Origin of the sequence: Streptococcus sp. E17BB (genome assembly GCF_041807725.1) — a bacterium.
Classification (GTDB): Bacteria; Bacillota; Bacilli; order Lactobacillales; family Streptococcaceae; genus Streptococcus; species Streptococcus entericus.
Genome location: NZ_JBGTZC010000064.1, coordinates 1 through 4,811, shown reverse-complemented (window position 1 = coordinate 4,811; position 4,811 = coordinate 1). Strand labels below are relative to the sequence as shown.

The following is a 4,811-nucleotide window of genomic DNA, read 5'->3' as shown; positions in this document are numbered from 1 at the left end:
GTTACTTGACATAAGAGGGAGGAGGAGGGGGGGGGGGGAGCGCTATGGAACTCGGTGAAATCTCTCTGGAAACAGCCATTCGTGAGTTTGCTGAGGAGACAGGCATTAAGGTGGCTGCCAAACGTTTGCTTAATGTCTACACGAACAGCGAGCATCATTATCCTAACGGCGATATTTGCCAATCCATCACCTTTATCTATGAAATGGTAGCAGAAGAGAGCTATGACATTAGCACTCACCGTGATGATGAAAGTCTAGAGTTACGTTTTTTCACAAAAGAGGAGATTGACCAGTTGGCATTGGCTTTTGACAGCCACCGTTTGATGATTGAAGAATGTGTGTCTGGCAGCTTTGCCATGGGACACTAAAAGTAATAGAAAATGAAAGGAGTGGGACGGGTTTGTGTTCCAACTGAACACGGACTAAAAGCTGTGTCAAAAAGATGAACGACCTCGAAAATCAGGATTTTCGGATCATTCCCTATTTTGACTTGGCTTTTGACGTCCTTTGTATCTTAAGTTATGTTTAAATCAGGCTTTGTAGCGATTTTAGGTCGACCAAACGTCGGCAAATCAACCTTTTTGAATTATGTGATGGGGCAAAAAATTGCCATCATGAGCGATAAGGCGCAGACGACCCGTAACAAGATTATGGGTATTTACACGACTGAGACGGAGCAAATTGTCTTTATCGACACGCCAGGGATTCATAAGCCCAAGACGGCTCTGGGGGATTTTATGGTAGATGCGGCCTACTCGACCCTGCGTGAGGTGGAGACGGTGCTCTTTATGGTACCTGCTGATGAGAAGCGAGGCAAGGGCGATGACATGATTATCGAGCGCTTGAAAAAGGCCAATATCCCTGTGATTTTGGTGATTAACAAGATCGACAAGGTGCACCCTGACCAGCTCTTGGAGCAGATTGATGACTTCAGAAGTCAGATGGACTTCAAGGAAATTGTGCCGATTTCAGCTACTCAGGGGAACAATATCAACCGCCTGATGGAGATTCTCAAGGACAATCTGGAAGAGGGTTTCCAGTATTTCCCAGAAGATCAGATAACTGACCATCCCGAGCGGTTCTTGGTGTCGGAGATGATTCGAGAGAAGGTCTTGCATTTGACCCGCGAAGAGATTCCGCATTCGGTAGCGGTGGTCATCGAGTCAATGAAGCGAGATGAGGAGACCGACAAGGTTCATATTCAAGCGACCATTATGGTTGAGCGTGACAGCCAAAAAGGGATTGTCATCGGAAAAGGTGGTGCCATGCTGAAAAAAATCGGCTCCCTTGCCCGCCGTGACATCGAACTCATGCTAGGCGACAAGGTCTTCCTCGAAATCTGGGTCAAAGTCAAGAAAAATTGGCGAGACAAGAAGCTGGACTTGGCAGATTTTGGCTACAATGAGAAAGAGTATTAAAATAGCTTACGGATAGGCTATTTTAACCCGAGCCTAGAGACGCAAGGGCGAGGCTTCCCTAATGGGGAGTTTAGGGTCATCGCCTGAAAAAAAGTGCAATGAGGTTCAGTAAACTTTTTAACACAAGCAAAGGAATGGGGAGGAGTGACTGATGATTGAACCTGTTACCTCAAATACGGTAACGCATTGGGCAGACCTCGCCAGCCAGTTGTGGTCGCCTGAGCCTCAGGACTTGGTGGCAGACTTTTTAGCTGGTCGATTCCCGTATGAGTTTCTTTTTTGGGACGATGGCAGAGCTGTCGCCTTTATCAGCTTATCCACCAGATATGACTATGTCGAAGGGACGAAAGGCTCTCCTGTTGCATTCTTAGAAGGAGTGTTTGTCTTACCCAGTTATCGTCGCCAAGGATTGGCTAGAAAACTGGTTACTTTTGCGAAAGAGTGGGCAAAAGGACAGGGATTGAGCCAGATTGCCTCTAATTATGCCCTAGACAACCAAGCGAGTCATTTTTGCCATCAAGCACTCGGCTTTCAGGAAGTCAGCCGAACAGTGAATGTCATACAGGACTGCTGAGGACGATAGTCCTCTTTTTTTATTGGATAAAACCCATATTTGTCTGAAAAAACAGAAATTTAAGATTTTATAAAGAATTCTTTAAGTTTTCTTTTAACCTAGCGACGTAAACTAGGGCAATCAAAAAGAAGGGGACTGCTTAATGAAACAAATCAAAAAACATGCCTATACGATTTTATTTTCCAGTGTCTTGCTGACGGCAAATGCCTATAGTCTTCTAAAAACTTTTGTTCTGCCAACAGCGGTGGTCAGTGTCGCAGAGACCGGTCAAGTGCAGGCAACGCCCATCAGCTCCAGCACTGGAACAACAACTGGTAGCTCTGCTATGGCCGCAGGCACAGCAACAGTGACCGATAGCAGCTACACAGACGATAATATCGCCATAGCCATTGAGACCATTCGTCAGAGTGACACGACCATTTATGTGGCGGATGTGCGAATCAGTGATCCGAGCTTGCTCAGGACGGCGCTGGCGCAGGATACCTATGGGACCAACATCACCGCGACGACCTCTAGCACGGCAGCGGCAAACAAGGGCATCTTTGCCATCAATGGAGACTACTACGGGGCAAACCAGACGGGCTATGTCATCAAAAATGGGGTACTCTACCGTGATGTGGCTAGAAGCAGTGACTATGAGGATTTGGTGCAGTATGCCGATGGCACGCTTGATGTGATTTCAGAGAGTGACACGACGGCGCAAGCCTTATTGGACAGTGGTGTGGTCAATACCTTTACCTTTGGACCAACCTTGGTTAAGGATGGTGACATTGCTGTGTCGACAACTGACGAGGTTGGTCGTGCCATGGCAGATAATCCTCGGACAGCTATTGGAATTATCGAGGAAGAGGACGGCTCTCTTCACTATCTCATCGTCGTCTCTGACGGTCGCAGCGATGAGAGCTCTGGTCTGACCCTCTATGAACTGGCTGAGGTCATGCAGAGTTATGGCGCTGATTTAGCCTATAACCTAGACGGCGGTGGCTCGTCTACCACGTACTTCAACGGTCAGGTGGTCAACAAACCGACCACCAATGGCAACACAATTAAAGAAAGGGAGGTGAGTGATATTGTTTACATCGGTTACTAGACAAACACAGCGGAAAAGCATGGTGATGTTAACCTTTCTTAGTCTTTTCCTCATCTTATTTAATCAGATTTACGAGAGTTTCAGCTACGGAGAGAGTTCGCTCTATATGCGGTTCATGTTTGTCATACCGCTGATTGGGGCAGGACTTTACCTTCTGTCAGCTCTAGGCCTGGCATGGTTGCGCAACCGTGCAGCTGTTAGTCTCTTCAATTCTAGTCTAGCCATCACCATCAGCACTTGTCTGGTCAAGGGCATCGTCGAGATATCTGGGCGGTCAACGACCATCGACACCCCCTACTGGTGGGCGGGTCTCGCCTTTCTTGCCCTTAGCTTGGTGGCTGGTCACCTATTTCCCAAAAGATAAGGAGAAACGCCTATGATTATCCTCATTCCCGCTTATGAACCCGACGAGAAGCTTGTCGGTATTGCTCAAGCGATTGTTCACCACACGGTTGCTCAAGTGTTGGTTGTTGATGACGGCAGTGGCCCTGCCTATGCGCCTTATTTTGAGGCGGTTAAGGGCCTTGGGGCAACGGTTCTGACCCATGCGGTCAACCGCGGCAAGGGGGCGACGCTCAAGACTGGCTTTGCCTATATTAGGAACATGGCAGAGCAGGAGACGGTGATTGTCACCGCAGACAGCGATGGTCAGCACTTGGTTGAGGACATCGCACGGGTGGCTGTGCGGATGCAGGCAGAACCAGAGCGTCTGGTCTTAGGGGCTCGGAGCTTTGTTGGCAAGGTGCCTGCCAGAAGCCGTTTTGGCAATAAGGTTACTGCAGTGCTCTTTCGTCTGGCAACAGGTCAGCCAGTAACCGACACCCAGACGGGCTTACGTGGTTTTTCGACCCAACACTTGGACTGGTTACTCAGCCTGTCTGGCGAGCGCTTTGAATATGGGTTCAATATGCTTCTGGACAGTAAGTGTGCTGGTTTTACGCTTGTTGAAGAACCCATTCAAACCATCTACATCGAAGAAAATAAGTCCTCGCATTTCAGACCGATTCGAGATTCCCTGCGGATTTATGCACCATTTGTCACATTTTTAGCGAGTAGTGGTGCGGCAGCCTTGTTGGATATGGGTTTGTTGGTGGTTATGATGACTTTGACCCAAAATCTCTTGCTCTCTGTCATTGTGGCTCGCCTTCTTAGCGCAGGTCTCCAGTACCTGCTCAATGCCAAGCTGGTCTTTCACCAGAACAAACGGACAGTCACCTCACTCCTGCGGTATGGTCTTTTGGTCATCACCCTCCTTGCCTGCAACGCCTTGCTCCTGCAAGCTCTGGTCAGTCTAGGGCTTGGCTTGGTGCTGGCAAAAGTGTTCACCGAAGTTGTGCTGTTTTTGGTCAGTTACCGTGTCCAGCAGGGGCTGGTATTTGGGTAAAGGATTAACAGGTCTTGCTAGTGATTGTTGCTCAAGCTAGGTTGTGATGCTTAAGCTAGGCTATCGTGCTGATTATAAGGTTTTCTCAAGAAAAATCGAGGATGTCTCAGAAAGAACAGGTATGCCACTACAACGTAAAAACGGAATGGTAGAATCCGATGATTAAGTGCCACTGGCCAGGACGTGATTTGGCAACCACGCAAAAAAAGCCTCAGCATTTGTGTACTGACCCCCAAAAGTTGGACAAGAAATATTATTGAAAGGATTTAATTCTGTATTGCACAGGACTAAGTCCTTTTAATTTTGTTTTGATTCGTTTGTTATTGTAGTAAAAAATATAATCGC

The 4,811-nt window shown here is 47.7% G+C and carries 7 protein-coding genes; 6 read left to right on the top strand and 1 reads right to left on the bottom strand.

Features of this window, described 5'->3' with window-relative positions; translation table 11 throughout:
* Positions 1-44 precede the first annotated feature (44 nt).
* The 6 genes from ACERC7_RS10450 (at position 45) to ACERC7_RS10425 (ending at position 4,466) form a co-directional block, all read left to right on the top strand.
* Positions 45-368 carry an NUDIX domain-containing protein gene (locus ACERC7_RS10450; RefSeq protein ID WP_373659676.1) on the top strand — a complete coding sequence of 108 codons (324 nt, stop codon included), beginning with the start codon at positions 45-47 and terminating at the stop codon, positions 366-368.
* A 153-nt stretch (positions 369-521) separates the two neighbouring features.
* Positions 522-1,418: a GTPase Era gene (gene era / locus ACERC7_RS10445; protein WP_373659677.1), complete on the top strand. Its 897-nt coding sequence runs from the start codon at positions 522-524 to the stop codon at positions 1,416-1,418.
* A gap of 151 nt (positions 1,419-1,569) precedes the next feature.
* Positions 1,570-1,992 (top strand): GNAT family N-acetyltransferase, encoded by a 423-nt coding sequence (locus ACERC7_RS10440; protein ID WP_373666887.1) that lies wholly within the window; start codon positions 1,570-1,572, stop codon positions 1,990-1,992.
* A gap of 142 nt (positions 1,993-2,134) precedes the next feature.
* Positions 2,135-3,082 (top strand): phosphodiester glycosidase family protein, encoded by a 948-nt coding sequence (locus ACERC7_RS10435; protein ID WP_373666886.1) that lies wholly within the window; start codon positions 2,135-2,137, stop codon positions 3,080-3,082.
* Between the two features lie 25 nt (positions 3,083-3,107).
* Positions 3,108-3,446 (top strand): hypothetical protein, encoded by a 339-nt coding sequence (locus ACERC7_RS10430; RefSeq protein ID WP_373666885.1) that lies wholly within the window; start codon positions 3,108-3,110, stop codon positions 3,444-3,446.
* Positions 3,447-3,458: 12 nt separating this feature from the next.
* Positions 3,459-4,466, top strand: a complete 1,008-nt coding sequence (locus ACERC7_RS10425) for a GtrA family protein (RefSeq protein ID WP_373666884.1) — start codon at positions 3,459-3,461, stop codon at positions 4,464-4,466.
* Between the two features lie 253 nt (positions 4,467-4,719).
* On the opposite strand, the gene ACERC7_RS10420 is transcribed toward ACERC7_RS10425, so the two are convergent.
* The coding region (locus ACERC7_RS10420; protein WP_373660429.1) for an IS3 family transposase at positions 4,720-4,811 on the bottom strand (92 nt) is incomplete at its 5' end.

Bases quoted from the DNA above. Each gene is read 5' to 3' on its own strand.
- ACERC7_RS10450 (WP_373659676.1), top strand. From the start codon at position 45: ATGGAACTCGGTGAAATCTCTCTGGAAACAGCCATTCGTGAGTTTGCT.
- era (WP_373659677.1), top strand. From the start codon at position 522: ATGTTTAAATCAGGCTTTGTAGCGATTTTAGGTCGACCAAACGTCGGC.
- ACERC7_RS10440 (WP_373666887.1), top strand. From the start codon at position 1,570: ATGATTGAACCTGTTACCTCAAATACGGTAACGCATTGGGCAGACCTC.
- ACERC7_RS10435 (WP_373666886.1), top strand. From the start codon at position 2,135: ATGAAACAAATCAAAAAACATGCCTATACGATTTTATTTTCCAGTGTC.
- ACERC7_RS10430 (WP_373666885.1), top strand. From the start codon at position 3,108: ATGTTAACCTTTCTTAGTCTTTTCCTCATCTTATTTAATCAGATTTAC.
- ACERC7_RS10425 (WP_373666884.1), top strand. From the start codon at position 3,459: ATGATTATCCTCATTCCCGCTTATGAACCCGACGAGAAGCTTGTCGGT.